General features: G+C 67.0%; 26 protein-coding genes and 7 tRNA genes. 13 read left to right on the top strand and 20 right to left on the bottom strand.

What is annotated here, in order from left to right; translation table 11 throughout:
* Positions 1-170 precede the first annotated feature (170 nt).
* From D5301_RS14855 to D5301_RS14825, 7 genes are all read left to right on the top strand, one after another.
* A complete protein-coding gene (locus tag D5301_RS14855; RefSeq protein WP_110712709.1) occupies positions 171-581 on the top strand; it encodes a heavy metal-responsive transcriptional regulator in 411 nt (136 codons plus the stop codon).
* Positions 582-670: 89 nt separating this feature from the next.
* Positions 671-746: transfer RNA gene (locus tag D5301_RS14850), tRNA-Ala, on the top strand.
* A 54-nt stretch (positions 747-800) separates the two neighbouring features.
* Positions 801-876, top strand: a tRNA-Glu gene (locus D5301_RS14845).
* Positions 877-1060: 184 nt separating this feature from the next.
* Positions 1061-1136 (top strand) — tRNA-Ala (locus D5301_RS14840).
* Positions 1137-1185: 49 nt separating this feature from the next.
* A tRNA-Glu gene (locus tag D5301_RS14835) sits at positions 1186-1261 on the top strand.
* Between the two features lie 45 nt (positions 1262-1306).
* A tRNA-Ala gene (locus D5301_RS14830) sits at positions 1307-1382 on the top strand.
* 47 nt (positions 1383-1429) lie between these two features.
* A tRNA-Glu gene (locus D5301_RS14825) sits at positions 1430-1505 on the top strand.
* 107 nt (positions 1506-1612) lie between these two features.
* On the opposite strand, the gene D5301_RS14820 is transcribed toward D5301_RS14825, so the two are convergent.
* The gene (locus D5301_RS14820; protein ID WP_153856087.1) at positions 1613-2029 is read right to left on the bottom strand and encodes a GNAT family N-acetyltransferase; all 417 of its coding nucleotides are present in this window, start codon (positions 2027-2029) and stop codon (positions 1613-1615) included.
* Positions 2030-2106: 77 nt separating this feature from the next.
* On the opposite strand from D5301_RS14820, the gene D5301_RS14815 reads away from it, so the two are divergent.
* Positions 2107-3063, top strand: coding sequence for an SOS response-associated peptidase family protein (locus D5301_RS14815; protein WP_153856086.1), 957 nt, complete (start codon positions 2107-2109; stop codon positions 3061-3063).
* Between the two features lie 45 nt (positions 3064-3108).
* Here D5301_RS14815 and D5301_RS14810 read toward each other — a convergent pair whose 3' ends face one another.
* Positions 3109-3306, bottom strand: coding sequence for a hypothetical protein (locus tag D5301_RS14810; RefSeq protein WP_010484956.1), 198 nt, complete (start codon positions 3304-3306; stop codon positions 3109-3111).
* Positions 3307-3375: 69 nt separating this feature from the next.
* Positions 3376-3756: a response regulator gene (locus D5301_RS14805; RefSeq protein ID WP_110712712.1), complete on the bottom strand. Its 381-nt coding sequence runs from the start codon at positions 3754-3756 to the stop codon at positions 3376-3378.
* A gap of 132 nt (positions 3757-3888) precedes the next feature.
* On the opposite strand from D5301_RS14805, the gene D5301_RS14800 reads away from it, so the two are divergent.
* From D5301_RS14800 to D5301_RS14790, 3 genes are all read left to right on the top strand, one after another.
* Positions 3889-3974 (top strand) — tRNA-Leu (locus D5301_RS14800).
* Between the two features lie 70 nt (positions 3975-4044).
* The gene (locus D5301_RS14795; protein ID WP_153856085.1) at positions 4045-4590 is read left to right on the top strand and encodes a GNAT family protein; all 546 of its coding nucleotides are present in this window, start codon (positions 4045-4047) and stop codon (positions 4588-4590) included.
* A gap of 114 nt (positions 4591-4704) precedes the next feature.
* Positions 4705-6141, top strand: a complete 1437-nt coding sequence (locus tag D5301_RS14790) for a GGDEF domain-containing protein (protein ID WP_153856084.1) — start codon at positions 4705-4707, stop codon at positions 6139-6141.
* Here the strand turns inward: D5301_RS14790 and D5301_RS14785 are convergent.
* Both D5301_RS14785 and D5301_RS14780 read right to left on the bottom strand, forming a co-directional pair.
* The gene (locus D5301_RS14785; RefSeq protein ID WP_153856083.1) at positions 6138-7964 is read right to left on the bottom strand and encodes a methyl-accepting chemotaxis protein; all 1827 of its coding nucleotides are present in this window, start codon (positions 7962-7964) and stop codon (positions 6138-6140) included. The two genes, D5301_RS14790 and D5301_RS14785, sit on opposite strands and share 4 nt — an antisense overlap.
* Positions 7965-8218: 254 nt before the next feature.
* A complete protein-coding gene (locus tag D5301_RS14780) occupies positions 8219-8803 on the bottom strand; it encodes a GNAT family N-acetyltransferase (protein WP_228756416.1) in 585 nt (194 codons plus the stop codon).
* Positions 8804-8914: 111 nt separating this feature from the next.
* Here D5301_RS14780 and D5301_RS14775 point away from each other — a divergent pair, with 111 nt between their 5' ends.
* A complete protein-coding gene (locus tag D5301_RS14775) occupies positions 8915-10003 on the top strand; it encodes a DUF5694 domain-containing protein (protein ID WP_153856082.1) in 1089 nt (362 codons plus the stop codon).
* A 45-nt stretch (positions 10004-10048) separates the two neighbouring features.
* Here D5301_RS14775 and D5301_RS14770 read toward each other — a convergent pair whose 3' ends face one another.
* The 10 genes from D5301_RS14770 to D5301_RS14725 all read right to left on the bottom strand — a co-directional run bounded on the left by D5301_RS14770 (position 10049) and on the right by D5301_RS14725 (position 20221).
* On the bottom strand, positions 10049-10279 hold the full coding sequence (locus tag D5301_RS14770; protein ID WP_094000872.1) for a hypothetical protein: 231 nt from the start codon (positions 10277-10279) through the stop codon (positions 10049-10051).
* Positions 10280-10341: 62 nt separating this feature from the next.
* Positions 10342-12531 (bottom strand): PAS domain-containing protein, encoded by a 2190-nt coding sequence (locus D5301_RS14765; RefSeq protein WP_153856081.1) that lies wholly within the window; start codon positions 12529-12531, stop codon positions 10342-10344.
* Between the two features lie 207 nt (positions 12532-12738).
* On the bottom strand, positions 12739-15126 hold the full coding sequence (locus tag D5301_RS14760; protein ID WP_153856080.1) for a Tex family protein: 2388 nt from the start codon (positions 15124-15126) through the stop codon (positions 12739-12741).
* A gap of 207 nt (positions 15127-15333) precedes the next feature.
* Complete coding sequence (locus D5301_RS14755; RefSeq protein WP_006452005.1) at positions 15334-15549, bottom strand: hypothetical protein; 216 nt, start codon at positions 15547-15549, stop codon at positions 15334-15336.
* Positions 15550-16299: 750 nt separating this feature from the next.
* A complete protein-coding gene (locus tag D5301_RS14750) occupies positions 16300-16752 on the bottom strand; it encodes a hypothetical protein (protein ID WP_153856079.1) in 453 nt (150 codons plus the stop codon).
* Positions 16749-16952, bottom strand: a complete 204-nt coding sequence (locus tag D5301_RS14745) for a PspC domain-containing protein (protein ID WP_010484929.1) — start codon at positions 16950-16952, stop codon at positions 16749-16751. The genes D5301_RS14750 and D5301_RS14745 overlap by 4 nt, the downstream gene beginning before the upstream one ends.
* A gap of 65 nt (positions 16953-17017) precedes the next feature.
* A complete protein-coding gene (locus D5301_RS14740; protein WP_049444649.1) occupies positions 17018-17392 on the bottom strand; it encodes a YfeK family protein in 375 nt (124 codons plus the stop codon).
* A 51-nt stretch (positions 17393-17443) separates the two neighbouring features.
* Positions 17444-18511 carry a class III poly(R)-hydroxyalkanoic acid synthase subunit PhaC gene (locus D5301_RS14735; protein WP_049444628.1) on the bottom strand — a complete coding sequence of 356 codons (1068 nt, stop codon included), beginning with the start codon at positions 18509-18511 and terminating at the stop codon, positions 17444-17446.
* Positions 18508-19584 (bottom strand): class III poly(R)-hydroxyalkanoic acid synthase subunit PhaE, encoded by a 1077-nt coding sequence (phaE, locus tag D5301_RS14730; RefSeq protein ID WP_153856078.1) that lies wholly within the window; start codon positions 19582-19584, stop codon positions 18508-18510. Before phaE ends, D5301_RS14735 begins: the two co-directional genes overlap by 4 nt.
* A 22-nt stretch (positions 19585-19606) precedes the next feature.
* Positions 19607-20221 (bottom strand): phosphatidylcholine/phosphatidylserine synthase, encoded by a 615-nt coding sequence (locus D5301_RS14725; protein WP_014647547.1) that lies wholly within the window; start codon positions 20219-20221, stop codon positions 19607-19609.
* Between the two features lie 344 nt (positions 20222-20565).
* Between D5301_RS14725 and D5301_RS14720 the strand changes: the two genes are divergently transcribed.
* Positions 20566-21216 carry a class I SAM-dependent methyltransferase gene (locus D5301_RS14720; protein ID WP_153856077.1) on the top strand — a complete coding sequence of 217 codons (651 nt, stop codon included), beginning with the start codon at positions 20566-20568 and terminating at the stop codon, positions 21214-21216.
* 703 nt (positions 21217-21919) lie between these two features.
* Here the strand turns inward: D5301_RS14720 and D5301_RS14715 are convergent.
* The 5 genes from D5301_RS14715 to D5301_RS14695 form a co-directional block, all read right to left on the bottom strand.
* On the bottom strand, positions 21920-23284 hold the full coding sequence (locus D5301_RS14715) for an MATE family efflux transporter (protein WP_153856076.1): 1365 nt from the start codon (positions 23282-23284) through the stop codon (positions 21920-21922).
* Between the two features lie 118 nt (positions 23285-23402).
* Positions 23403-24020 (bottom strand): DUF2239 family protein, encoded by a 618-nt coding sequence (locus tag D5301_RS14710; protein WP_153856075.1) that lies wholly within the window; start codon positions 24018-24020, stop codon positions 23403-23405.
* Positions 24021-24144: 124 nt separating this feature from the next.
* Positions 24145-24633, bottom strand: a complete 489-nt coding sequence (locus tag D5301_RS14705; protein ID WP_153856074.1) for an 8-oxo-dGTP diphosphatase — start codon at positions 24631-24633, stop codon at positions 24145-24147.
* A gap of 42 nt (positions 24634-24675) precedes the next feature.
* Positions 24676-25185 carry a DUF1249 domain-containing protein gene (locus D5301_RS14700; protein WP_049398213.1) on the bottom strand — a complete coding sequence of 170 codons (510 nt, stop codon included), beginning with the start codon at positions 25183-25185 and terminating at the stop codon, positions 24676-24678.
* Between the two features lie 150 nt (positions 25186-25335).
* Positions 25336-26157 carry a pyruvate, water dikinase regulatory protein gene (locus D5301_RS14695; RefSeq protein ID WP_110712723.1) on the bottom strand — a complete coding sequence of 274 codons (822 nt, stop codon included), beginning with the start codon at positions 26155-26157 and terminating at the stop codon, positions 25336-25338.
* Between the last annotated feature and the right edge of the window lie 116 nt (positions 26158-26273).

Here is a 26273-nt window from a genome sequence, read left to right as displayed (position 1 = left end):
TCGTTGCAGGCCATCGAATGGCCGGTTCAGGCGAAGGGTAGGAACTGGTCCAGCGGCAGGGCTATGAAGAAAGTTGCAAAGTGCGCTGAATACGCACACCGCTGCAAAGCCTTGACTCTCGACCAGACTCAAGGCTTCACAATGGCCGGCAGCCCCCGCAGGAATCCGCCATGAACATTGGACAACTGGCCCGCCAGGCAGGCGTGCCGATCGATACGGTCCGCTACTACGAACGCCAGCAGCTGCTGCCGACGGCGGCCCGCTCGGCCGGGGGTTACCGCATCTTCGGCGAGCCGGATCTGCGCCGGCTGCGCTTCATCCGCCGCGCCAAGGCACTGGGCTTCAGCCTGGAGGAGATCGGAGAACTGCTCGCGCTCAGTGATCGCCACCAGCAGGACATGGGCAGCGTGCGCGACACCGCGCAGGCCCGCCTGCAGGACATCGCACAACGGATGGCCGAACTGCAGCGCATGCACATCGCGCTGTCGCAGCTGGTCGACGCCTGCCCCGGCCATGGCGCGCTGGACCAGTGCCCGATCCTGGCCGCTCTGACCGACGACACCACGGCCGCAGGCGACTGACATCGGCCTCGCAACACGCGTGAAGAAAAGTGCAACAAATGCTTGCCAACCCCCTGGGGCAAGGCTATTATTTCGCTCCTCAGCGACGTGGGGCCATAGCTCAGCTGGGAGAGCGCCTGCATGGCATGCAGGAGGTCAGCGGTTCGATCCCGCTTGGCTCCACCAATCTTTCGGCATTAGGCCGTCGAAAGGTCGCTAAAGAACATTGATGAGAATTGCGTCCCCATCGTCTAGAGGCCTAGGACATCACCCTTTCACGGTGGCGACCGGGGTTCGAATCCCCGTGGGGCCGCCACTCATCACGAACAACGAGGACCCGGCCGATAACCGGGTCTTTTTTGTTCACCGCCTACCGGCATTCAGCTTGTGGCGTTGCGGTTCCCCTGCCCTCGTGGCTGCGGTTGAACCGGAACGAAAAAAGTTCAAAAAAGACTTCCACAAACGTGAACACGCAGGTATGATAGGCGGCTCGGTAACACGGGGCCATAGCTCAGCTGGGAGAGCGCCTGCATGGCATGCAGGAGGTCAGCGGTTCGATCCCGCTTGGCTCCACCACTTTCGACATTAGGCCGTCGAAGGTTCTACAACTTGAAGTTTTTCGTGCGTCCCCATCGTCTAGAGGCCTAGGACATCACCCTTTCACGGTGGCGACCGGGGTTCGAATCCCCGTGGGGACGCCAGTTTCAAAACGGACTCTGCTCCCGGCAGATCATCCGGAGTTTCATGGGGCCATAGCTCAGCTGGGAGAGCGCCTGCATGGCATGCAGGAGGTCAGCGGTTCGATCCCGCTTGGCTCCACCACTTCGACATTAGGCCGTCGAAGGATCTACAACTTGAAGTTTTCGTGCGTCCCCATCGTCTAGAGGCCTAGGACATCACCCTTTCACGGTGGCGACCGGGGTTCGAATCCCCGTGGGGACGCCAATTCTTTAAAACCCCGGCTTCGGCCGGGGTTTTTCTTTGTCTGCGATCTGCCATCCAGCCCGCCCCCATCCACGCAGGGCGTGGATGGCTTCATCCTCGACCACACCTCAGAACCGGCGATACATCCCGATCGATGCCGGCGCGGTGGGCGCGAAGCCAAACTGCGCATACAACCGGTGCGCTTCACCATCGGCAAGCAGGCTGACGTACGCCGATGGCGGCAGGTTCGCCTGCATCCAGCCATCCAGGCGACGCATCACTTCCTTGCCCAGGCCCTGCCCCTGCAGCCGCGGCAACACGGCGATATCGCAGACCTGCAGGTGGCAGCCACCATCACCGACGATGCGCCCCATCGCTACCAGCTCACTGCCCTGGTACGCACAGACACCAAACAGCGTATTGGGCAGTGCGCGCGCTGCGGCCTCCTGGCTCTTGGCACTGAGGCCCGCCAGCACGCGCAGCTGGCAGTAGTCCTCGACCGTGGGCACGGCCTCGCGGAACTGGCAGGCGACGGAATCGTTCATGCGGTATCTCCCTGTAGGTCGGGCTATCCTGCCGCATCCACGTCGCAGCTGCTGCGACCCATGCCGGCAGAACATCCATGTGCTATTCCGCCCTGATCCGCGCCGACTACGCCAAGCTGGTCCGCGAGTTCGGCGCCATCCTGTCGCTGGAAGATTTCGCGGAGCTGTACGCGCATGATCCCGGCAAGAAGCGCCCGAAGACGCCCAAGGCCATGGACGACGGCTTTGCCGCTGCGCGCACCGAGCAGGGCCGCGACATCGTGGCAAAGATCCAGCAATGGCACGCGCAGGAACATCACGATCTCGAGGCGGAGCTGGCGCGCCAGCGCGAACGACGCGATATCGCCAACGCCACGCTGGCGACCCGCCCCACCCAGAAGGCACGCAACGACCTGCGCGTGGCCGGCAACCGCATCGATCGTGCGCAGGCTCGGCTGGAAGACCTGCACCGGGTACAGCTGCTGCCGCGTGACAACCGCATTTTCCCCGGCACCTACGCACCGGTGATGGTCAGCGAGGGCGGCAAACGCGTGATCAAGCCGATGCGCTACCAGTGCCGGCTGCCGGACAAGCCCGCGCGCAACGACGTGCTCTATCCGGGCACCTACAACGCGCGGCGCGACAGCCTGGAAGGCTATTGGCGCGGCGCGTTCGGCCTGCGTCATGGCGTGGTGGTGGTGCAGGCGTTCTACGAGCACGTCCCCCGACATGCCATCGCCGGGCGCACGCTCGACGCCGGCGAGAAGGAAGATGACGTGGTGCTGGAGTTCCGCCCCGATCCACAGCGTGACCTGCTGTTGGCCTGCCTCTGGGCCGAATGGGAGGGCCCGGAAGGTCGCCTGCTGTCATTCGCCACGATCACCGACGCGCCTTCGCACGACGTCGCCGCTGCAGGCCATGATCGCGGCGTGGTGCCGATCCGCAGGGAGCACCTGGACGCTTGGCTCAATCCCGATCCGGATGACCTGGCCCGGCAATACCGGATTCTCGACGACCGTGAGGACGTCCGCTATGTGTACGAGGAAGTGGGCTGAACACTGCGCGCAGATGAAAAACCCCGCCTGGGCGGGGTTCCTGGATCAGGGATTGCCGCCGCACATCGCCTCTTCGCAGAAGGCCTGTTCCTGCAGGCATTGTTCGACCTCACCGCCCCGTGCGATACAGCTCTTGTAGAGCTGGAAACAGGGCTGGCCGCACCACGCGGCAGAGGCCGTACCACCGAAGACCGCCATTGAAAGGACACCCGCAGCAACCATGCGCTTGATCCACTTCTTCATGCCACTCTCCTTGTAGGCCTGAGCATTCAGGCCAGAGCAGCATACGCTCGTGGTCTCCGCCAGAGCCAGTCAGGCCTTGACCCGGGAGCGACCCACCGCGCGCACCAGCGCCTGGCACAGATCCGCCGACAGGTACGGCTTGACCAGCAGCACGCCGGTCAGCATCGACGCGGGCAGCTGCTCAGCCAGCATCCCGGTCGCCAGCACGAACGGCACGCCACGTGCCGACAACGCTGCGGCCACCGGTTCGCTGGTCTCGTTCCGCGCCAAGCGGTAATCGAGCAGCGCCACGTCTGGAGAGCTTTCCTGCAGGAGCCGCAGCGCCTCGTCCACACTCGCTGCAAGCCCGACCACGGTCGCACCGGCGTGCACCAGCTGCATCTGCAGCAGTGCGGCGCTCATCTCGTCGTTCTCTACCACCAGCACCCTCAGGTCCTGCAACACTGTCATCGGCTACTGCTCCTGGAGGCATTCAAGCCGCCGCAGTATAGCCACCACAGAGCCGAAGCCGACAGGAAGCGCCCTGTTTGGCCTTGCCTCTATGAAAGGCCTGCCAACCTCGGTTACACTCGCACGCTGCCTGCCGGTGTGGCGGAATGGTATACGCAGCTGACTCAAAATCAGCCGGGGGTAACCCCATGAAGGTTCGAGTCCTTTCACCGGCACCACAGCATCAAAGGCCAGGTCCTCGACCTGGCCTTTTGCTTTTCCAGGTCCGGGGCGGCCACACTGCCCGGCATGCCTGCCTCGCGCCTGCCGTCACTTCCAGACACCCTGCCCGCACGCCTGCGCGCCCTGCGGGTGGATGATGCGGTTGCATGGTCCCGCTACCTCTCTCTACCAGGCGTGATCGAACACACCAGCTGGGGCGACATCTCCGAAGCTGCATTGCGCCAGCAGGTCGCCAGCTACCGACCTGCGTCCCCCGACCCGCGCTGGGCGCTGGTGGATGCCCACGATCGCTTGATCGGCACCTTCGGCCTGAACGGAATCGATCTCCAGCATGGCCGCGGCGAGCTGGCCTATGACCTGGACCCGCACTGGCAGGGACAGGGGCTGGCCACGCAGGCGGCGCGCGCGGTGCTCGACTGGGGCCATGCGGTACGGTCGCTGACGCGCATCCAGGCGACCGTCCTGGACAGCAACGCCCGCTCGATCGCCGTGCTGGAACGCCTCGGCATGCAGCGCGAAGGGCTGCTGTGCGCCTATCGCAAGGTGCGGGGCCATCCCCGGAACTTCTGGATGTACGCCCACCTTGAAGGCACCGTCGCGTCACCCCTTTGAAATACAACTGCGACTTCTGACAAGGTTGTCACTAGACGCAGCGCACACTTTTCTTGCCAGCCTCACGTACATCTGCCTATCGTGATCCTGCCGGATCCGGGGGCGGGGGAATGCATGACGTTGCGTGCTGCACTGTTTTTTCTGGTCACGCACGCGCTCGTCATTGCCTTGATCGGCCCCCAGGACCCGGTGGGCTCCTATCTTCTGCTGATCACCGCTCCTCTGTTGGCCGCACTGGCCTGCCTGAGGCGCGCACGGGACAGCCAGGCCGCCTGCAAGTGGCGGATGCTGGGCGCCGCCGTCGCCCTGTTCTCGCTTGCATTGCTGGCCCTGCTGTACCGCAACCTGGCTGGCCTCGACCCTGCGCAGATGACCGCGTCATCGTTGATCCTGTACGTGTTCTACCGGATTCCACTGACCTACGTGGCCGCCAGCCCGGGCGGCGGGAATCGCTACATCCGTGCCGTGGACCTCGGGATCATCGCGCTGCTATGGCTGCTGTACTACGGGCATACGCGGGCGATGGCGCCACTGAACACCGCCTTGTGGACGCAGTGCCTGAACACCATGAGCAGCGTGCAGAACAGCCTGGTGTTCTGCTTCGCACTGATCCGTTTCCTGGCCGAGGACAATCCGGACCGCCGCGATTTTTTCCGGACGCTGACGATCTACGCGCTGGGCTACTTCCTGCTGGCCTTCTACATCAATACCTATCAGCCGCAGGTGCCCGACGGCAACTGGGGCGACCTGCTGATCAGTGGACTGTTCGTACTGCTGGCGGTCATGGCCGGCAACAACCGCCGCCCAGCGGTGCCGGTATCGCGCAGCCTGCGGCGCATCGTCGATGCCGGCGTGCCGCTGATGCTGCCGTTGCTGCTGATGATGGTAGCGCTGCTGGTCGCACGCCTGCAGCCGACCCTGGCCACGGTCGGCTTCATCGGCGCCCTGCTCGGCTATGCGCTGCGCAGCGTGCTGAGCCAGATCGAAATCCAGCGCCAGCGCGATGAGCTGGAAACGCTGGCCCGGCGCGATCCGCTGACCGGGCTGGGCAACCGGCGCAGCTTCGATGAATCGCTTGGCGCGGCCCACCGCCGTGCCCGCCGCCAAGGCCTTGGCCTGGCCGTGCTGATGATCGACATCGATCACTTCAAGCGGCTCAATGACACCTACGGTCACCCTGAAGGTGACCGCCGCCTGCGCGCTGTTGCGGCGATTCTCGACGGCTGCCTGCAGCGCGGCGATGACCTGCTGGCCCGCTACGGTGGCGAGGAGTTCATTGCCGCCCTGCCCTCATCCGATACCTCGCACGCGCTGGATCTGGGCGAACGGCTGCGCGCTGCTGTCGAACATGCAGCACTGCCTGCCCCGCACGGCCATGTGACCATCAGCGTCGGCGTGGCCTGGCAGGCTGCCGGCGACGAGCGCGAGCCGGATGACCTGGTCGACCGCGCCGACCAGGCCCTGTACCGGGCCAAGCACGCCGGCCGCAACTGCGTGCAGCTCGCCCCGGACGCGACGACCGGGGAGGAGGCTGACGGACGCCGTGCCTAGACCGCGTGCAACGCGGCCACCCCGTGCGGATGGCCACCCCCGCCCTGCACACGGAAGCTCGCTACGGTCTGCAGCAGCTGCGCCGATTGTTCCTCCATGCTGCGTGCCGCCGCCGAGGCCTCCTCGACCAGGGCCGCGTTCTGCTGGGTGCCCTGGTCGATCAGATCGACCGCATGGTTCATCTGCTGGATGTCATCGCTCTGCTGCTGCGAGGCGGTGCTGATCTCGGTCATCAGGTCGCTCACCCGGCGGACGTTGGTCACGATCTCATCCATGGTGCGGCCCGCACTCTCGACCTGGGCAGTGCCGGCCCCCACATTGGCAACCGACTCGTCGATCAGGTGCTTGATCTCCTTGGCCGCGCTGGCCGAGCGCTGCGACAGCTCGCGGATCTCGGTGGCGACCACGGCGAAGCCACGGCCATGTTCGCCCGCACGCGCCGCTTCCACCGCTGCGTTCAGCGCCAGGATGTTGGTCTGGAAGGCGATGCCATCGATCACCCCGATGATGTCGACGATGCGTCGCGAGGACGCGTTGATCACCGCCATCGTTTCGACCACCTCGTGCACCACGCTGCCGCCACGCGCAGCGACATCGGCCGCGCCACCGGCCAGCTGGCTGGCCTGGCGTGCGTTGGTGGCGGTGCGCTGCACGGTCTCGGCCAGGCCCTTCATCGACACCGCGGTCTCCTCCAGCGAGGCGGCCTGCTGCTCGGTGCGCCGCGACAGGTCACTGTTGCCCTGCGCGATTTCGGTCGCGCCCACCGCAATGGTGTCGGCGGCGAACTTGATCTGGCCGATGATGGCGGCCATCGCCTCGACCAGCGCGTTCACGCCCTCGCACAGCTCCGCGATCGAACCCTGCTTGTCCGTCATCGCAACGCGTCGGGTCAGATCGCCCTGCTTGGCAGCGGCCACCACTTCCCTGGTCTGCGCCACGGCGCGCTGCATGGCCTGGTTCTCATGCACCTGCGCGGTGATGTCGGTTGCGTACTTGACGACCTTGAACGGCTTGCCGTTGAGGTCGAGGATGGGGTTGTAGGAGGCCTGGATCCAGACCTCGCGCCCGCCCTTGCCCAAGCGGCGATACTGGCCGGCATCGTATTCGCCACGCCCGAGCTTCTCCCAGAACCGGCGATACTCATCGCTGCTGCGATGGCCCGGCTCGACGAACAGCGAGTGGTGCTGCCCACGCACCTCATCCAGGCTGTAGCCGGTGACGGCGAGGAAGTTCTCATTGGCCGAGAGGATGCGCCCGTCCATGCCGAATTCGATCACTGCCTGCGATTTGCCGATCGCCGCCAGCTGCCCGGCCGAATCGGCCGCCTGCAGTTTCTGCGCGGTGATGTCGGTGGCGAACTTGACCACCTTGTACGGCCGTCCCTGACGATCCAGGACCGGGTTGTACGACGCCTGGATCCAGATCTCGCGCTGGCCCTTGCCGAAGCGCCGATACTGTCCGGCGTCATATTCGCCGCGCCCCAACCGCGCCCAGAAGTCGCGGTATTCGGCGCTGCGCGCCTGCTCGGCATCGACGAACAGTGAATGGTGCTTGCCCTGGATCTCCTCCAGCCGGTAGCCCATTGCCTGCAGGAAATTGTCGTTGGCCTGCAGGATGGTGCCATCGAGCGCGAACTCGATGACGGCCTGCACGCGATGCAGCGCCGCGACCTGCGCTTCCAGTTCGGCGCGGTCGGTTGCCGCCGGCTCGGTGCGGGTGCGCTGATGCGGAGCAAGGGCGCCCAGCAGCGCGCGCCACGGCGACCAACGGGTATGCAGCTCGGCCGGCGCCTGCGCGCCCGCCGTGAAGCCTGGAATGAGCATTGTCTGATCCTCGGTGTCCGGTAAGCGGTTGCGACCCGACGGGCGGGATGCCCGGCGGCAACTTCAGTTGCTTGGGACTACAGGTACCGGCAGGCACCCCTCGAGCGGCTGGCAAGAACGTCTGGTGCGGGTGCGATCGGCATAGGCAACGGCGGAACACACAGCGCGGACCGCCCATCGGGGGCAGCCTGGGGTCCTGCAGCGGGTGACTGGAGCGGGATCCAGAGGGGATATCGGCGATGGGGTTCGGGGCTTTAGCGGGATTCCGCGACGTCCGTCGCAACTCCAGGCATGCGCGCAGGAATGCGATAGACGATCGCCGTGTACTTCACTTCCTGCTCACGCGCGACGGGCACGCCCCCCAGGGATTCGGCCAGACGCCGGCTCGGCGCGTTCTGCTCGGCCACCGGATAGCGGAATGCCGCGCATCGCAGGCGCCCGGAAGCCCACGACCACACCGCCGCCACGGCTTCCCGGCCGTAGCCCTGGCCATGCATCGCTTCATCGATCCAGATGCCGAGTTCGGGTTCGGCGTCCATGGTTCGATGCAGGCCGGCCAGACCAAGGAAGGCGCCATCGTCACGTCGGCGGATGACAAAGGTGATGTCCGTCCCCTCGGCGATGGTGGGCAACCACGCCTGCCAGACCGCAGTGAAGGCCTCCTCCGACGGCGGCGGCTCGAAGGCCATGTAGCGTGTCAGCCCCGGCGTGATCGCTGCGAACACCTCATCGGCATCCTCCGCCGTGAAAGGCCGCAGGCACAACCTCGCACTTTCGATCACCCGGTTGCCTGAGGTCATGTCCTGCACCACGATTTCATTGCATCCAGCCTCGCTCATGAGGCGCGTGCAGCGCAAGCCGAAAGGGCCATGACCAACGGGGGATTCCCGGACGCCGGGAAACGGCCAGCATGCAGTGACCTGAAGGATGTTCACGGACACGGAGATCACATGCTTACACGCTTGGCCAGCTACTTCTTCCTGGGTCTGTGCAGTACCGGTGCCCTGGCTGCCGATGCCGCCTATCGGCCGTCCTTCCATCCCGACCAGCTGAAGGGTCCGCCTGCCGGTCGCCCGAACGAGGTACTGGTGCTGGGCAGCCCGCACCTGTCCAGCCTGCCGAAGACCTTCAAGCCAGCAATGCTGGAGCCCCTGCTGCAGCGACTGCAGGCCTGGCAGCCAACGGTGATCGCGGTGGAGAACCTGTCCGGCCTGCAGTGCGACTTCATGCGCCGCAATCCAGGCCGCTACGCCGGAAGTGTCGAGGACTACTGCGTCGATCCAGCACCGGCGCAGGCCGCGACCGGCCTGGACGTTCCCAGCGCCAATGCCGAGATGGAACGCCTGCTTGCGGACTGGCCGAGCGAACCCAGCGCCGCCCAGCGGCGCCGATTGGCCGCGGTTTTCCTCGCTGCGGGCGAGAACGGTTCGGCCGTCGTGCAGTGGCTGCGGTTACCCAGTGAAGAGCGTCGTGCCGGTGACAGCCTGACCCCTGAACTGGTGCGCTACCTCGACACCCGCATGGCCAAGCCGAACGAAGTGGGCATGGTCGCAGGCGTACTGGCCGCACGGCTGGGCCTGGAACGGCTGTGGTCGGTCGACGACCACACCGCGGATTCGCCCACGCCGGCATCCCGGAAGAAGGCCTACGCTGCCGCCATCAGGGCCGCCTGGGACAATCCCTTCGTCGAGACGCGAATGGCCGCTGACGAGCAACTCGAAGCCAATCTCGACAAACCCGAGGGGCTGCTCGAGATGTATCGCGCGTACAACAGCGCGGACGCCGCGATGATGGCCTACAACAGCGACTTCGGTGCGACCCTGGTCGAGCCGTCGCCGGAGGGCTTCGGCCGCAACTACGTGGGCTACTGGGAAACCCGCAACCTGCGCATGGTCGCCAACATGCGCGACGTACTCGGGCAACAGCCGGGTGCGCGCATGCTGACCATCGTCGGCGCCTCGCACAAGGGCTACTACGAGGCGTACCTCAACCTGATGCACGACGTGCAGCTGGTCAGTTCGGATGAAGTGCTGCGTTGAAGCCAGGCGCGGATCGCAGGGATGATGGCGGTGCCCTCAGCGCCATCATCCTGCGCCCTTCCTGCCTGCCCGCCACAACACGAGACTGGCGCCGCCGATACAGGACAGCGTGAACACCAGCAGGGCGATGGCACCGCCCTGCAGGACCGGCAGCAACGCCTGCGCGTGCAGATCGTCGCGCACTTCTTCCAGGCGCAGGCTGGCGGCCAGCGCCAGGCACCAGCCGACCATTGCCGGGGCATACGCCCGCAGCGCAACCGGGCTCCAGACTTTCATGGGATCACCTGCTCGAGTGGGGATGCGCGCAGTATTCGCGCGCGTCCTCTCACAGCCTGAGATCAGCCTTCGGCGGTTTCGGAATCATCGCCGGGCAGCTCGCTGGCCTCGCCCTGCACCTGCACGTTGTTGCGACCCAGCGCCTTGGCCCGGTAGCACTGGGCATCGGCAGCGGCCACGGCCTGATCGACGCTCATCCCACCGGCCAGCGGCGCGATACCGATGCTGGCGCCGACCCGCAGCCGGTCCTGGTCCCACGGAATGGAAAGAGATGCCAGCGTGTGCAGCAGCTCAGCGCCGATGCGGGCAGCGCGTCGCGGCGTGCACCCGGACAGGATCACCGCGAATTCGTCGCCCCCTAGCCGCGCCACCACGTCCGAATCTCGCACGCCGTGGCGCAGCACACTGGCCACTGCCCACAGCACGGCATCGCCGGCCAGATGGCCCCAGGTGTCGTTGACCGGCTTGAAGCGATCCAGATCGATGTACATCAACGAGGCCGCCTGGCCGGTGCGCTCGACGCGGGTGATGGCCTGCTGCAGGTGCACCTCGAAACCGCGACGGTTGCTCAGCTCGGTCAGCGGATCGATCTCGGCCAGGTGGCGGGCTTCGCGCTGGCGTGCACGCTGCTGGGTGTCGTCGCGCAGCACCCAGACCGCGCCGCGCACGTGGCCTTCGTCACCACGCAACCAGGCGCGGGTCAGGTCCACCGGTACGGTGGCGGTGCCGAGGCGAAGCAACAGATCGGCATGCAGGTCCACCGCATTGCTTTCCGGGTCCAGCAGTACCGACACGTCCAGTACCGAGCCGGGCGCGTACTCGGTGGTCAGCGCCAGTACGTCCTGTACCTTGTGTCCGGCCAGCGACAGCGCACCATCGCCCGCCAGCGTGCGCACCGCGGCGGCATTGGCATAGTCGATGCGGCCATCGAGGCTGACGCTGAGCACCAGGTCGGCCACTGCATCCAGCGTGATGCGGCTGCGTTGTTCACTCTCGAACAGACGCTGCTCACTGCTGCGCTGGGCGGTGATGTCCTGGATCTGCGACACGAAATGCAGCGGCTCGCCGTGCTCGTTGCGCACCAGCGATACCGACAGCCGCGCCCAGATGATGCGCCCGTCGCGGTCGAGATAGCGCTTTTCCAGGTGATAGTGGCTGCGTCGTCCGGCCAGCAGGTCCTGCACCAGGGCCAGGTCGGTCTGCAGGTCGTCGGGATGGGTCAGCCGCTGGAAATCGACCTGCAGCAGTTCTTCGCGCGGATAGCCCAGGATCCGGCACAGCGCGTCGTTGACGTCCAGCCAGCGCCCTTCCAGCGACACCAGTGCCATGCCCAGTGCGGCGGAGGTGAACGCGCCCGCGAACTTCTCCGCCGACAGCCGTGCTTCGGCGCGCGCCTGCAGGATCTCGGTAATGTCGATGGCCATGCCGACGTAGCCGATGCGTGCTCCATCGGCGCTCTCCATGCGGCTGATCGACAGGCGCACCTGGCGTGACTGGCCATCCTTGCGCAGCAGCGTCCACTGCCGCGAGTAGGTCTGCCCGTCGGCACGCGCGCTCAGCGCCTCGAACACGCCAGGAAGATTGCCATCAGCATCGGCCAGCGGTTGCAACCAGGCTTTCAGTTCGGCCGGATCGTGGAAGGCATCGAGGCGGCGCTGGCCGACCACCTCCGGCGCGGTGTAACCGAGCAGGCGCTGCGCGCCGGTATTGAACAGGGTGATGGTGCCGTCGGTATCGGTGGCGATCACCGCCACCTCATCGGACGCATCGACCACCGCCTGCAGGCGCTGGCGGGTCTCGGCGGCGTCCTGCCGGGCCTGCTGCAGCTCGGTGACGTCGGCATGGGCGCCGGCCATCCACAGCGGCCTGCCCTGCCCGTCCCATTCGAAGACGCGGCCGCGGTCCTGGATCCAGATCCACTGGCCATTCTTGTGGCGCATGCGCAGCAGGCAGGCGTAGTTGTCGCTGCGCCCTTCGAAATGGTCGTCCAGCGCCGCGTCGGACAGCGCGATGTCATCGGGATGGACCAGCTTCAGGAACGTCCTCTGGCAGATCGGTTCCAGTTCTTCCAGGCGGTAGCCGACGATCTCGGCCCAGCGTGCGTTGACCCGCATCTCGCCGGTCTGCACGTTCCATTCCCAGGTACCCGCAGCGGTGCCATCGATGATCATCGCCAGCCGGCGGCGTTCTTCGGCCAGCTCCTGCAGGCGCCGCTCGAGCAGCCCGTTGCCGTTGTTTCCCTGGCCCGCCATCAATCCGGCCCCCTGCCGGCGCGGGCAGGCGCCGACCGCAGCGAAGCGCTGCAGCCTGCGACGAAGACGGCGGGTCGTGCTGGCGTCATGGCCCTCCCCAGCGACAGCGGGGAGGCCGAACGCCCCCCTCAGGCGCAAGTGTGCGCAATCACGGGGAAAACCGACAAGTCCCCCGCCCCGGATCAACCGTGACGGGGGGCACGATCTTCAGCTGCGCTTGGCCCGGGCGAAGGCCTCGGCCAGGGCATTGTTGGCCGGTGGGGCCGACGGGCCGGGGCGGCCGCCATTGCCCTGGCCGCGGTTCGGCCCACGGTTCTGCCCGCCGGCGTCGCGGCGCGGCCCCTGACCCTGGCTGCGCTCATCGCGCTGGCCCGGGCGGCTGGTGGCCTGGCCCGGGGTGTCGTCCAGGCGCCGGGTCAGGGCGATGCGCTTGCGCGGCACGTCCACCTCCAGCACCTTGACCTTGACGATGTCGCCGGCCTTGACCACGTCGCGCGGGTCCTTCACGAAGGTATCGGACAGCGCCGAAATGTGGATCAGGCCGTCCTGGTGCACGCCGATATCGACAAACGCCCCGAAGGCGGCGACGTTGCTCACCACCCCTTCCAGCACCATGCCTTCGCGCAGGTCCTTGATGTCCTCGACGCCTTCGGCGAAGCGCGCGGCCTTGAACTCCGGACGCGGATCGCGGCCCGGCTTCTCCAGTTCCTTGAGGATGTCGCGCACGGTCGGCACGCCGAAGGTGGCATCGGTGAACTGCTCGGCCTTCAGGCCGCGCAGGAAGCTGCCATCACCAATCAGCGCCTTGATCGGGCGCGCGGTGCTGGCCACGATGCGCTCAACCACCGGATAGGCTTCGGGGTGTACCGCCGAGGCGTCCAGCGGCTGGTCACCATCGGCGATACGCAGGAAGCCGGCACACTGCTCGAAGGTCTTCTCGCCCAGGCGCGCGACCTTCAGCAGGTCCTTGCGACGCTTGAACGGGCCGTTGTCGTCACGATGGCGCACGATGTTCTCGGCCACCGTGACCGACAGGCCGGACACGCGCGACAGCAGCGCGGCCGAGGCGGTGTTGACGTAGACGCCGACCGCGTTCACGCAGTCCTCCACGCGCGCGTCCAGCGCCCGCGCCAGGCGGTACTGGTCCACGTCGTGCTGGTACTGGCCGACGCCGATCGCCTTGGGTTCGATCTTGACCAGTTCGGCCAGCGGATCCTGCAGGCGGCGCGCGATCGACACCGCGCCACGCAGCGACACGTCCAGGCCCGGGAACTCCTTGGCCGCGAACTCGGACGCCGAGTACACCGACGCACCGGCCTCGCTGACCACCACCTTCTGCAGCTTCGGGTTGGCGGTCGCCTTGATCGCTTCGCCGGCCAGCTTGTCGGTTTCGCGGCTGGCGGTGCCGTTGCCGATCGCGATCAGTTCCACGTTGTGCCTGGCGCACAGCTGCTTGATCGTCTGCAGCGACTGCTCCCACTGGCGGCGCGGCTCGTGCGGGTAGATGGTGTCGGTGGCGACCAGCTTGCCGGTGGCATCGACCACGGCGATCTTGCAGCCGGTGCGGATGCCCGGGTCCAGGCCCAGCACGGTCTTCGGCCCAGCCGGCGCGGCCAGCAGCAGATCCTTCAGGTTGTCGCCGAACACCGCGATGGCTTCGGCTTCGGCCTTTTCGCGGGCCTGGTTGAAGAGGTCCAGCAGCAGATGGGTGTGCAGCTTGGCACGCCAGGTCAGGCGGCAGGCATCCAGCAGCCAGCGGTCGGCGGCACGGCCCTGGTCGGCGATGCCGGCCTTGCGCGCCACGCGCCCTTCGGCGTACTGGTGGCCGGCCTCGGCCTCGCTGCCCGGGTCCAGTTCCAGGAACAGGATTTCCTCGCGGCGCGCACGGAACAGCGCCAGCAACCGGTGCGAGGGAATCTTCGCCAGCGACTCGGCGTGTTCAAAATAATCGCGGTACTTGGCGCCTTCGGTTTCCTTGCCCTCGGCCACGCGCGCGCGGATCACGCCGGTCTCGCCCAGCCAGGTCCGCAGCTCACCGACCAGCGCGGCATCTTCGCCCCAGCGCTCCATCAGGATCGCGCGTGCACCTTCCAGCGCGGCCTTGGTGTCGGCCACGCCCTTGTCGGTGTCGACGAAACCGGCGGCAAAGACCTGCGGGTCCTGCGTCGGGTCGGCCAGCAGGCCATCGGCCAGCGGCTCCAGACCGGCCTCGCGGGCGATCTGGGCACGGGTACGGCGCTTGGGCTTGTACGGCAGGTACAGGTCTTCCAGCCGGCTCTTGGTGTCGGCGGCCAGGATGTCATTGCGCAGGTCGTCGCTGAGCTTGCCCTGCTCGCCGATGCTGGCCAGCACCGCCGCGCGACGGTCTTCCAGTTCGCGCAGGTAGGTCAGGCGCACTTCCAGGTTGCGCAGCTGGGTGTCGTCCAGGCCCCCGGTCACTTCCTTGCGGTAGCGCGCGATGAACGGAACGCTGGCGCCCTCATCGAGCAGGCCGACGGCGGCACGCACCTGGGCGGACTGGGCACCGATCTCGTCGGCGATGGTCTGGGCGATCTGCTGGGCGAGCGCGCTCTGGGCGTTCTTGGCGTCGTGCATTGCTTCAGGTCTATGCCGCGTTTCGGGAAGACCCCATTCTGGCAATCCACGACGGAGCCGGACAAGGCATTGACAGGGGGCGAGGTTCAGCGGCGAGGCCGGAGTGGACGCCGGCATCCTGGCGAAGAGAGGGCTCGGACTGGCCCTGGGCTGGGATGCCGGCGCGGGCGCGCGATGGTGGGCGCGCCCTGCCGCGTGTTGCGAAGGTCAGCGGTAGTGGCGGGCGGCGCGCTGCATGACGATATCGTCACGCATGCTTTCCAGGGCCATCAGGCGGACCTTGCCGACACCCTGCAGTTCCATGAACCGCTCCGTGTAGAACTCCGGCCCCAGCGCGGTGTCGGCGCGGGATTTGCTGAAGCCGTAGGGCACCACGCCCTTCTCGCCATCCTTGCTACCACCGACATAAAGAACGATTGCCATGTGATGTATTCCTCCAAATTGCTACTGCGTACTGCACTCGATGAGCGATGCTGCGAGCTCATCGAGGAAGAGCTTACCGCGTCGAACCTGACTGGAACGTCACGAAGGCTAATGACGATCGGTTGCATGCAGATGACTGCGGGATCGCAGCAGAATGCTTACGGATCTTTAACTTCCGGCTAACGAATCCGCGGGGATTCCCGCCAACGGCGCAGCCCCTCGTGGCTTGGTCGCGAAATGCGCTTCATGTGATTGGGTCGGTCGGGGTGGGTGCGCGGGACACGCCGTAAACCCGTCCCTGGGGGCTCGATGGCGCCATCCATGGCGCCAACGGTCCCGCGCACCCACCCCGACCGACCCCCGACAGTTTTCGGGCACGTCCAGCCACGGAAAAGAAAAAAGAAGACCAAAAGCAAAAGCGGCCTGGCCGGCTCGCTTTTTGTAGAGCCGAGCCCATGCTCGGCTGCTTTCAGGCCAGTCCGCGAAGCCGAGCGCGGGCTCGGCTCTACACGAGCAAGCGCAGCGCGCGACCCGCTTTTGCTGTTCTTTATTCTCTTCCGTGGCCTGGCGCGCACGGAAACTGTCAGCGGCCGGGTGGGTGGGGCTGGCGGGGTATCCGCGGCATGGATGCCGCGGCTAAGCCCCCATGGATGGGTTCACGGCGTCCCCGCCAGCCCCACCCGCCCGGCCAGCCCCCAGGAAGCAGGCATTCCGCGACCACCCACGAGGGGCTGCGCCGTTGGCTGGAAACTACGGCCACCAGCCGCGCCCGAACCGGGCGAAATGATCGGCCGCGCGCTCGAATGGATTGCGCGCACTCACCCCGCCGCACAGCAGGTACACCGGCAGGTACAGCGGCCCCAGCACCATGTACTGGTACACGTGCGCGCGTTCGTGGTCGTCCAGCCGGATCAGCGGCTCCACGCCCCACCCCGCCTGGTGCGCATAGGTGCGGCAGGAAATGCCCAGGTCCTGCCCGGTGTGCAGGATCACATTGCCCAAGGTGATCGCCCCACCCGGCCCCCACGGCCAGCGATCGAACACCAGCGCACAGTCACGGCTGCTCCAACGCAGCGTCGCCCCGCCAAGCATGCCGGCCAGCCCGCCGATCACACCGAACAGTGAATTGGGTGACGTCCACACCGCGCCCAGCACCTGCAGCGCGCGCAGCCAGACCGGCCAGGGCTCTGGAACGGTCTTCAATCGGCCTCGTTCGGCATCAGCAGCCACAGGATCAGATAGACCAGGATGCCGGGGAAAGCCGCCGAGCCGATCGAGACCAGCACGAACACGATCCGTACCAGCGTGGGGTTCCAGCCGAAGCGGTGGGCGATGCCGCCCATCACGCCGGCAATCATGCGGTCGTTCAATGAACGTGACAGCGTGCGCGGCGTGGTGTTCATGGCAGTCCTCCAAGGCTACGGGAAAAAGCAGTCGAGCATGGCTCGACTCTACACCGCCCCCATGTCTACGGCGTGCGGTGGCGCAGGGCCTGCAGGCGTGCGCCGAACCAGGCGGCTGCGGTCTGTTCAGGCTGCCCCGGGCACTGGATGCGATAGGGCTTGCCGCTCATGCTGCTCTGGCTGGCGGCGCGCTCGATGAACTGTTCGGCGCTGTCCACCATGTCCTTCTTCAGCAGGTAGTCGTACTTGCGCTGCAGGTGCGCGCGCGCATCGCTGCCGTCGTACCAGCTGCCATTGCGCTGGAACCGGCATTGGGAGCCGTCCAGGCTGGAGATCAGCTGGGCGATCTCCCGCCGTGCATCCGCACTGGGTGCGGCCTGCGCAACAGGGGCAGCCAGCAGCAGCGTGGCAAGCAGCAACGAAATCCTTCGCGACATCATCATTCTCCATGCAGTCGAGCATGGCTCGACGCTACAAAAACGAAGCAGGCCTTACGCGTCGCGCGCCTTCAGCCAGCCATCGATCGTGGCCGGCACTTCGCGCTGCGCGCGGCCGGACACGTAGATGCCGATATGGCCGCCACGGAAACTGGACTCGGTGTAGTCCTCGGTGCCCAGGCGTCCACGCATCGCGCGCGAGGCATCCGGCGGCACCAGATGGTCCTGCTCGGCATAGATGTTCAGCACCGGCAGGGTCACCTGCGACAGATCCACCGCTTCCTCGCCGATCCGCACCGTGCCGTTCATCAACCCGTTGCCCTGGTAGAACTGCTTGATGAAGTCGCGGAAGGCCTCGCCCGCCAGGTCCGGTGAATCGAAGATCCACTTCTCCATGCGCAGGAAATCCTCCAGCGCCGCCTTGTCATCGAGGATGTCGAGCAGGCCCACGTACTTCTGCACGTTCAGGCGGAACGGCTTGAGCATCAGGTAACTGGCATTCATCAGGTCGGCCGGGATGTTGCCCAGCGTGTCCACCAGCAGGTCCACGTCCACCTGCTGCGCCCAGTGCGAGAGCATGTTGTCGGCGGTGTGGAAATCGACCGGGGTGACCATGGTGATCAGCTTGCCCAGCTTCTGTCGGCGCAGCGCGGCGTAGCACAGCGCGAACACGCCGCCCTGGCAGATGCCGAGCAGGTCGACCGGTCCACCACTGCGCGCGCGCAGCGCATCGACCGCGCCATCGATGTAGCGCAGCAGATAGTCCTCCAGGGTCTGGAAGCGCTCCGAGCGATCCGGGTAACCCCAGTCCAGCACGTAGACGTCCTGCCCCAGCGCCAGCAGCTTCTGCACCAGTGATCGATCGGCCTGCAGGTCGACCATGTACGGCCGGTTGACCAGCGCGTAGACGATCAGCAACGGCGTGCGGCGGGTCGGTGCCTGTTCGCCGACGAAGCGGTACAGCACCACCTTGCCGTCGCGCCAGACTTCCTCGCGGGCGGTGACGCCATAGTCCACGTCTTCCACCTGCGGCAGCAGCTTCAGCCCTTCCATCAGCTTGCGCTGCATGGCCAGGGTTTCCTGCATCAGGTCATCGGCGTTGAAGCCCAGCGGTCCTTTCATCGGTCACGCGTCCGCGTGGAAGTACGGGGCGCTGCCTTTGGTGCCGCCTTTTTCGCAGGCGCCTTTTTCGCAGCCGCCTTCTTTGCCGGCGCGGCCTTCTTCGCGGCCTTGCGCGCGACCGGCTTCACCTTCGCCGGCGCCGGCTGTGCCACCGGATCGACCTCGCCCGCACCGGCCATGGCCACCACCTGTGCCTGCAGGCGACGCAGGCTGCGCTCCAGCTCGGCGATGCGGCGGTGCGCGGCGTCCATCTCGCTGCGGGTCGGCAGGCCGATCCGTTCACTCATCTGTTCCACCTCGCGCTGCAGGCCGGCGCGCAGCCGCATCTGTGCGTTGCCCAGCGCGGCGTACACCTGCTGGAACGGCTCGGACATGGCGACCTTGGCATAGGCCTCCTCGGCCACTTCGATCCACAGGTCGAACATCGCGCGGGCGCTGGTCAACTGGCTGCCCGGCTGCTCGTGCTCGGCCAGGCGCTGCTCGAACAGCGCGAAGGCCTCGTCCAGCGCCTGCTTGATCTGATCGACATAGGCGCGCGAATGCTGCTGGTATTCCTCCTGCGCCCGCAGCAGCGCCTGCCAGCGCGCCTGGTGCTCACGACCGGGCCCGAACGCCGGGCTCTGCAGCCACGGGCCGGCCTGCAGCTGGAACTGCTGCAGCCAGGCGGCAAACTCCGGTACAGCGGCGCCAGCGTGGGTGCTGCCACGGGCCCCCTGCAGCATCCATTGCAGCATGCCGTCGCCCTGCCCCTGCACCGCCTCGCGCCAGGCCTGGGCCACGTCGGCGCTGCTGGCGTCGCGGCCGGCGAAACGCGCGGCGACTTCCTGCATGGTGCCGTACCAGCTGCCCGCCTGTTCGCGGAAGCGGCGCACGGCATCTTCCGGCGCACCCTGCCCCTGTTCGGGCAGCAGCTGGCCCCACCAGTCGAACAGCCGTTGCCAGCTGCCAGGGTCATCGCCAGCCGGCGCACCGGGCGTGGTCGCATGGCGCAGGGCATCGCCCCAGGCGCCGAAGTACTGCCGGGCCAGGGTTTCGAAATCGCTGCTGCCGGCGTCGTGGGCCGAGCTGCTCATCGCAGGCCTCCGCAGGGCTGGCTCATGGCTTGGGGATACGCAGGGTCTTGCTGATCATCAGCGACCCGGACAGGGCGAACAACAGCACCATCGGGTGCAGCTGCCACGGGCCGATCTGCCACTGGCCGAACCAGATGTTCTGGCCGATGGCATCGGTACCGGCGGCGATCGCCAGCACGATCACCAGCACCAGGCTGGTCGGAATCGGGGTGCCCTCGAAATACGTGACCTTGCCCTCGTCGCCGGCCAGTGCCTCGGCGGTGACGTTGTAGCGCGCCAGGCGACTGACACCGCAGCAGACGAAGTAGCTCAGCACCAGCCAGTCCCAGCCGCCCTGCATGCCGCAGGCGTAGGCCAGCGCCGCCGGGGCCACGCCGAAGGAGATCACGTCTGACAGCGAATCCAGCTCGCGGCCCAGGGTGGAACTGGACTTGCGCCAGCGCGCGATGCGCCCGTCGAGGGCGTCGAAGATGAAGGCCAGCGGGATCAGTGCCATGCCGAACAGCAGGTAGCCGCGCTCGCCGTCCTGCAGGAAGCGCATCGCGGCAAACACCGCACCGGTGCCGCAGAAAGCATTGGCCAGGGTGAACCAGTCGGCCAGCTGGAATTCGCGCAGCATCGAGAAGTGACGTTTCATGGGGTCTCACGGAGCATCAAGGCCCACAGGTTACCGCGAGCGCCGCCGCCGGCGACAGCGGCGGCAGGGTCCATCCTTCACCGCGCCCTCACCCGCCCTCACCAGCGGTGAATTTTTCGCCACCCATCTTGACAGCCTAGGGGGGTGGCGCCTGTCGCGGCTTATCCACAAAGTTGCCCACGCGTAATCCACACCCCCTGTGGACAACCAGATCTCACCGACTGCGACGCTGGACATTTCCTCATCACCCCGCGGCGGGGTTTCCCTACTTCCCAAGCCACAACGTCAGCGCTATGGTCAGCGGCGGACCCGCCGCCGCCACGTCCGAAACCCTGCAACGGACGATGATGATGCTGGATGCTTCCACCCTGGCCGCGCAGCTGCGGCAGCCCCATGGCGAGGCCGCGCTGGCGGTGGCCGACTCGATGAACCGCAGCAATGGCGCGCTCAACCTGGCCGCGATCGGGCTGCTGGCCGTCGGCACTGGCGAACGGGTCCTGGAGATCGGCCCCGGCAATGCGGCCTTTGCGCCGCTGATGCTGCAGGCCACCGACAGCCACTATCTCGGTATCGAGCTGTCCACTGCCATGGTCGAGGCCGGCAACCAGCGCCTGGCCAGCGCCGGGTTGGCCGAGCGTGCCGCGATGCGATACGGCGACGCCCATGCCCTGCCAGTCAGCGATGCCGCGATGGATGCGGCGCTGGCGGTCAATACCCTGTACTTCTGGCCGAACCTGGCCCCAGTGCTGGACGAGTTGGCGCGGGTGCTGCGCCGGGGCGGCCGCCTGTGCCTGGCCTTTGGCGATGCCAGCTTCATGCGCAGCCTGCCATTTGCTGCCGACTTCCAGCTGCATGAGCTGGACGCGGTGGAGCTGGCGCTGCGTGTGTCGGGCTTCCGCGTCTCGGCCTGGCGCAGCCACCGCGAAATCGCGAGCGGCAATGACGGCCAGACCCGCGAAAAGCACTTCCACCTGCTGCTGGCACAGCGGCGCTGAAGTGGTAGAGCCGGCCGCTGGCCGGCTGCCCCGGCATTCCGGATTGCCGGCCAGCGGCCGGCACTACCCAGCCTGCATTCGCCGCCAGCGAGCAACACAGAACACCTGCATCACCAGTGGCCGGCCCACCGCAGCCGCCGCAACGACGGTGATCCGACCACGTGGTAGAGCCGGCCGCTGGCCGGCTGCCCCGGCATTCCGGATTGCCGGCCAGCGGCCGGCACTACCCAGCCTGCATTCGCCGCCAGCGAGCAACACAGAACACCTGCGTCAGCAGTGGTCGGCCCACCGCAGCCGCCGCAACGACGGTGATCCGACCACGTGGTAGAGCCGGCCGCTGGCCGGCTGCCCCGGCATTCCGGATTGCCGGCCAGCGGCCGGCACTACCCAGCCTGCATTCGCCGCCAGCGAGCAACACAGAACACCTGCATCACCAGTGGCCGGCCCACCGCAGCCGCCGCAACGACGGTGATCCGACGACGTGGTAGAGCCGGCCGCTGGCCGGCTGCCCCGGCATTCCGGATTGCCGGCCAGCGGCCGGCACTACCCAGCCTGCATTCGCCGCCAGCGAGCAACACAGAACACCTGCATCACCAGTGGCCGGCCCACCGCAGCCGCCGCAACGACGGTGATCCGACCACGTGGTAGAGCCGGCCGCTGGCCGGCTGCCGCGGCATTCCGGATTGCCGGCCAGCGGCCGGCACTACCCAGCCTGCACCCGTCGCCGCCAACGCGCAAAGCAGAACACCTGCATCACCAGCATGGCCACCAGTCCCAACGGCCACGCCCACCACAGCCCCGGCAGCCCATGCCGCGCCTGCAACCACACCGCCAGCGGCAGCTCCAGCAGCAGTACCGCCGCCATGCCCAGCAACGCTGGCAACATCACCGTGCCACTGCCTCGCATCACTCCGACCAGCACCGTGCTGCCCCCCATCGCCAGCACGCCCCATACCACCGTGCGCAGCTGCGATGCGGCCAGTTCGCGCACCTCTGCGGCCGCCAGAATCAGCCCGGTCAGCCAGGGTGCCAGCGCCACAACCAGTACCACCACCGCGCTCAGCATTGCCAGTCCAAGCAACACGCCGGTGCGAGCGATGGCGGGCAGCCGTGCCGTACGCCCTGCGCCCATCGCATGCGCCGCGAGGATGGTGGCGGTAATGCCCAGTGACATCGCCGGCAGCTGCACCCAGCTCATCAACTGGTTGACCGCACCATAGGCGGCCGTGGCCGTGTAGCCGTAGCGGTTGATCCAGCCCAGCAACACGATCTCGGCAATGGCCAGACTGAGCATCTGCAACGAGGACGGCACGCCGATGCGCAGCATCGCGCGGATGATCGCGCCATCGAAACGGATGGTGCGCAGCAGCTCATGCCCCGGCGCCAAGGGGTGCCCCATCCGCTGCCAGCGCCACATCAGCCAGACCAGGGCCAGCAACGAGGCGAATGCCGCCGAGACTGCCGCACTGGCCGCGCCCAGCTGCGGCAGGCCCGCCCAGCCCAGGATCAGCAGCGGCGTGCACAGCAGGCCGATCGCCGTGGCCAGCAGCAGCGCATGCAGTGGCGTCGTTGCATCCCCCACTGCGCGGCTCACGGCAGTGGCCAGCCACAACAGGAAGAACACCGGAGCCCCCAGCAGCAGGACGCGTGCATAGACAATGGACTCACTGAGGACCGGCGCCGGCGTACCCAGTGCCGCCAGCAGTTGTGGCGCGAAGCCGCCGCCCACGGCCATCACCAGCACCGACAGCAGCAGGATCAGCGCCACCGCACTGCCAGCCACCGCGCGTGCCTGTTGCGGGCGGCCCGCGCCCCAGGCCTGGCCGATCAGCACCATCGCGCCCGTGGCCAGGCCCATCACCAGTGCCAGCAGCAGGAAGAAGACCGGGAAGAACGCAGCGGCTGCAGCCACTGCCTGTGTGCCGAGCAGATGGCCGAGGTAAATGTTGTCCAGCGTGCCTGCGGCCAGCTGCAGCGCGTTGGTCAGCAGCATCGGCAACAGCAGGGTCAGGTAGGTGCGCCACAGTGGTGGTGCAACCGGGGGCGTCGGATGTACAGGGGTGCTCATGGGAGTCTCTGGGCAAGGCGCCGCCCTGCCCGGCGTTTCCGCCAGCAAAGCAAGCACAGGGGAAGCGGGCCGTGGCCCGCGGTCAGGTGGCGCCGTCGCTCAGCAACGGCGCGATGGCTCAGCCGCCAGCGTCTTCGAAGGTCAGGCGCAGGGCGTGGGCGCGCACATCCGCGGGCCAACTCCGCAGCGCCGCTTCCAGGCCCGCGCGGTCATGCGCGAACAGGACACGGATCGCCTCCTCGAAACCCGGCAGGTCACCGGCGATGGTCTGCAGGAAGTGATAGGTACGCTCGCTGTGGCGGCGCTGGCGGTCCTTGTCGGCACCGGCACGGCTGGCCGCTTCCACCAGCCGGCGAAGCACCACCGAGGCCCCACCCGGCTGTTCGGCCAGCCACGCCCAATGGCGTGGCAACAGCGTCACTTCGCGGGCGACCACGCCCAGCTTGGGGCGGCCACGGCCACGTGGGGTTGCGGGCGCCTCTTCGGCCGTGACGTCGGCATCCGTCTCCACGGCGGCGGGAAACGCTTCGTTTACCCGCGCCAGGAGTTCTGCGTCACTGCCGCGCGTATCGAAATCGCGAGTGCGGCCGGTGGCGTTGTCGAACACCAGCAATGGTCCGGCAGCGTTGTCGGCGCGCAGCTGCTTCAGCGCCAGCGCGGCCACTTCCGGGGTACCGGAAGCGACCAGGCGATGGCCGTCGAAACAACTGAAGGGAGGGAGTCGGGACGCAGGCATGGCAATGGCATCAGAGGCGATGCGCAAATATTGCCCGGGTAATTTGATTCCGTCAATATTGTCCGGGTATTAATTTGCCAGAAGAGCGTACCAACCACGGTTGGCAGCTACCCGATTTCCCGGTTCACAGGCGGCTGAAGGACCAGCTCACCATGCGCCCGTCCTTGTACGGCATCACGCCGTGGAACGGGCGCGGGTCGGCGTCGAACACCAGCGGCAGGAAGTTGCGGTCGCCCTCCCACATCGGCAGGGTGTCCAGCTTGTCCAGGTCCACCCACTCCAGCGTGCCTTCGTGGTTGCCGCCGTGCGGGGTGCCCTCGAATCCATCGATGACGAATACGAAGCCCAGCCAATCCTCGCCGTGCTTGCCGAAGCCTGGCCAGCTGATGGTGCCGCGCAGGCGCATGCTGGTGCAGTCGATGCCGGCTTCCTCGGCGATCTCGCGGCGCATGCTGGCCGCCACATCCTCGTCCGCTTCGATCTTGCCGCCCAGGCCGTTGTACTTGCCCAGGTGGTGGTCACCGGGACGGGTATTGCGATGGATCATCAGCACCTTGCGACGATCAGGCGACAGCACATAGCCCAGGGTGGCGACGATCGGGGTGTACGGCATGGGGCAGCATCCAGCGGCAGGTCAGCCGTGGATTATGGCCGATCAGCGCACCAGCGACAGGCGGCGCTCGGCAGGTGTGCCAGCACCGTCGGGATCGCGGCGCAGGGTGGCCACGCCGTGGCCGCGCTCGGCCAGGTACTCCAGCCACTTGCCGAGGAAGGTGTTCATCCGCATGCGGTGGCTGATCAGCTCCGCCGGCGGCGGATACAGGCCCATCGTGTCCTGCCAGCGGCGGCCCACGTAGCAATGGGTGGTCTCGGCCTGGCGCGCGTCACGGTACAGGCGCACATAGGCCGACGGATCCGGCTCGCCGGTGACCGGGTCGGCCAGGTCGTAGGTCAAGCGCAGTTCCACCGTGTAGCGGTGGCACTCGATCACGTCCAGGCGCACGTCCAGGCCGTCGCCGATCGAGGAAATGTAGCTGCCCGCCACCAGTCCGGCCGGTTCGAACAGGCGCACCAGGTGGCGGTAGTTTTCCGCGTACAGGCCCATGAGCCAGCTCAGCCGGCTCAGGCGGGGAATGCGTTCGGTGCGGGGCAAGGCTCGGGCCATGGGTCGATCCTACACGTTGGTGCTTCAACGTGGGGGCGCGCACGTGCAAGCCAACCCCTGGGTAGTGCCGGCCGCTGGCCGGCAGCCCTGCATCGCAGCCGAGGGTTCATCGAGCAGCCGGCCAGCGGCCGGCTCTACCAGCTCTGAGGATCAATACAGCTCGCGCTGCAGCCCCAGCGTGGCCAGCACCTTGCTGGAAATCTCCTCGATCGAGGTATGGGTGGTGCTCAGGGTCGGAATCCGCTCCATCTGGAACATCACCTCCGCTGCAGCCACCTCGCGCTTGCAGGTGTCGAGGTTGGCGTAGCGCGAGTTCGGGCGCCGCTCCTGGCGGATCTGCTGCAGCCGGTCGGGATCGATGGTCAGGCCGAACAGCTTGCGCCGGTAGGCACGCAGCCGCGGCGGCAGGCGGTCGCTTTCCAGGTCTTCGTCGGTCAGCGGGTAGTTGGCCGCGCGCACGCCGTAATGCAGGGCCAGGTAGATGCAGGTGGGCGTCTTGCCGGCGCGCGACACCGCCACCAGGATCACGTCGGCATCGTCGTAGTTCACCGCGATGCCGTCGTCATGGGTCAGGGCGAAGTTCATCGCGTTGATGCGGCGGTGGTAGGTGTCGAAATCGACCATGCCATGGGCCTGGCCGACCCGGGCCAGGCGCGGGGTGGCCAGTTCGCGCTCCAGCGGTTCGATGAACGGCGCGAACACATCCAGCATCAGCGCGCCGCTGTCGGCCAGGATCAGGCTCAGGCTCTGGTCCACGCAGGAGTTCACCACGATCGGCCGGACCTGGTACCGCTCCCCTGCCGCCTGGATCCGGGCACAGGCTTCACGCGCTTTTTCGGGGTCGTCGACAAACGACATGCGATCGGTAATGAAGCTGAACCCGGAGAACTGGGTGAGCAGGCTATGCCCAATGGTTTCAGCGGTGATACCGGTTCCATCGGAAACGTAGAACACCGGACGGATGGTCGACATGCGCGCTTTTACCCCCTACGAAGCCTAAAAAGGCCGCCAGCACAAGCTTGTGCCGACGGTACTCTGCCCGGCATCATATCGGCTTCTTCCTACGGACGCGGCCATTCCAGCCCGCC

The sequence above is a fragment of the Stenotrophomonas sp. MH181796 genome, from assembly GCF_009659995.1.
GTDB lineage: Bacteria > Pseudomonadota > Gammaproteobacteria > Xanthomonadales > Xanthomonadaceae > Stenotrophomonas > Stenotrophomonas riyadhensis.
The sequence above is the reverse complement of the archived record's forward strand: the minus strand, read 5'-3'. Positions and strand labels throughout refer to the sequence as shown.

Coding starts and splice junctions, on each gene's coding strand:
- D5301_RS14770 (WP_094000872.1), bottom strand. CDS start 10,279: ATGAAAGTCTGGAGCCCGGTTGCGCTGCGGGCGTATGCCCCGGCAATG.
- D5301_RS14810 (WP_010484956.1), bottom strand. CDS start 3,306: ATGAAGAAGTGGATCAAGCGCATGGTTGCTGCGGGTGTCCTTTCAATG.
- D5301_RS14775 (WP_153856082.1), top strand. CDS start 8,915: ATGCTTACACGCTTGGCCAGCTACTTCTTCCTGGGTCTGTGCAGTACC.
- D5301_RS14785 (WP_153856083.1), bottom strand. CDS start 7,964: ATGCTCATTCCAGGCTTCACGGCGGGCGCGCAGGCGCCGGCCGAGCTG.
- D5301_RS14700 (WP_049398213.1), bottom strand. CDS start 25,185: ATGGCCCGAGCCTTGCCCCGCACCGAACGCATTCCCCGCCTGAGCCGG.
- D5301_RS14815 (WP_153856086.1), top strand. CDS start 2,107: ATGTGCTATTCCGCCCTGATCCGCGCCGACTACGCCAAGCTGGTCCGC.
- D5301_RS14790 (WP_153856084.1), top strand. CDS start 4,705: ATGACGTTGCGTGCTGCACTGTTTTTTCTGGTCACGCACGCGCTCGTC.
- D5301_RS14780 (WP_228756416.1), bottom strand. CDS start 8,803: ATGAGCGAGGCTGGATGCAATGAAATCGTGGTGCAGGACATGACCTCA.
- D5301_RS14720 (WP_153856077.1), top strand. CDS start 20,566: ATGATGATGCTGGATGCTTCCACCCTGGCCGCGCAGCTGCGGCAGCCC.
- D5301_RS14705 (WP_153856074.1), bottom strand. CDS start 24,633: ATGCCGTACACCCCGATCGTCGCCACCCTGGGCTATGTGCTGTCGCCT.
- D5301_RS14745 (WP_010484929.1), bottom strand. CDS start 16,952: ATGAACACCACGCCGCGCACGCTGTCACGTTCATTGAACGACCGCATG.
- D5301_RS14735 (WP_049444628.1), bottom strand. CDS start 18,511: ATGAAAGGACCGCTGGGCTTCAACGCCGATGACCTGATGCAGGAAACC.
- D5301_RS14795 (WP_153856085.1), top strand. CDS start 4,045: ATGCCTGCCTCGCGCCTGCCGTCACTTCCAGACACCCTGCCCGCACGC.
- D5301_RS14710 (WP_153856075.1), bottom strand. CDS start 24,020: ATGCCTGCGTCCCGACTCCCTCCCTTCAGTTGTTTCGACGGCCATCGC.
- D5301_RS14740 (WP_049444649.1), bottom strand. CDS start 17,392: ATGATGTCGCGAAGGATTTCGTTGCTGCTTGCCACGCTGCTGCTGGCT.
- D5301_RS14855 (WP_110712709.1), top strand. CDS start 171: ATGAACATTGGACAACTGGCCCGCCAGGCAGGCGTGCCGATCGATACG.
- phaE (WP_153856078.1), bottom strand. CDS start 19,584: ATGAGCAGCTCGGCCCACGACGCCGGCAGCAGCGATTTCGAAACCCTG.
- D5301_RS14820 (WP_153856087.1), bottom strand. CDS start 2,029: ATGAACGATTCCGTCGCCTGCCAGTTCCGCGAGGCCGTGCCCACGGTC.
- D5301_RS14725 (WP_014647547.1), bottom strand. CDS start 20,221: ATGAAACGTCACTTCTCGATGCTGCGCGAATTCCAGCTGGCCGACTGG.
- D5301_RS14715 (WP_153856076.1), bottom strand. CDS start 23,284: ATGAGCACCCCTGTACATCCGACGCCCCCGGTTGCACCACCACTGTGG.
- D5301_RS14760 (WP_153856080.1), bottom strand. CDS start 15,126: ATGCACGACGCCAAGAACGCCCAGAGCGCGCTCGCCCAGCAGATCGCC.
- D5301_RS14755 (WP_006452005.1), bottom strand. CDS start 15,549: ATGGCAATCGTTCTTTATGTCGGTGGTAGCAAGGATGGCGAGAAGGGC.
- D5301_RS14765 (WP_153856081.1), bottom strand. CDS start 12,531: ATGGCGGGCCAGGGAAACAACGGCAACGGGCTGCTCGAGCGGCGCCTG.
- D5301_RS14695 (WP_110712723.1), bottom strand. CDS start 26,157: ATGTCGACCATCCGTCCGGTGTTCTACGTTTCCGATGGAACCGGTATC.
- D5301_RS14805 (WP_110712712.1), bottom strand. CDS start 3,756: ATGACAGTGTTGCAGGACCTGAGGGTGCTGGTGGTAGAGAACGACGAG.